A 340-nucleotide genomic window follows, 5' to 3' on the forward strand; every position below is an offset into this window, starting at 1 on the left:
GTTTGACAGTTTTGGGAGTGGGGCCTATAACCCGCCTCCACCGACGGGGTGCGGCGCCAACGAGACGGCGACGCGGACTGAGCGGTTCGGGGCTTCGGTCCTAGAGTTCTTTGACATTGTAGATCAGAAGGAAGGGATGCGCGGGCAGCGTTATGGCGTTTAGTCTGTGCATCCTGGAGACGACGGATCGATTTGAATTTATTCAGATTGATTTGTGGTAACCACCAAAATGTGCAGACGTTAATTTTGAAGAGTTTGTCTTTTGACAAGCTTGGATTGAACATGAGAGTTTGATCCTGGCTCAGAACGAACGCTGGCGGCAGGCCTAACACATGCAAGT

At 51.5% G+C, this 340-nt stretch carries 1 rRNA gene; it reads left to right on the forward strand.

The window, feature by feature from the left end:
- Positions 1–278: 278 nt before the first annotated feature.
- Positions 279–340: ribosomal RNA gene (locus tag FHI25_RS20515) — 16S ribosomal RNA — on the forward strand; the annotation flags it as partial.

It is taken from the genome of Thalassospira sp. ER-Se-21-Dark (genome assembly GCF_017922435.1).
Classification (GTDB): Bacteria; Pseudomonadota; Alphaproteobacteria; order Rhodospirillales; family Thalassospiraceae; genus Thalassospira.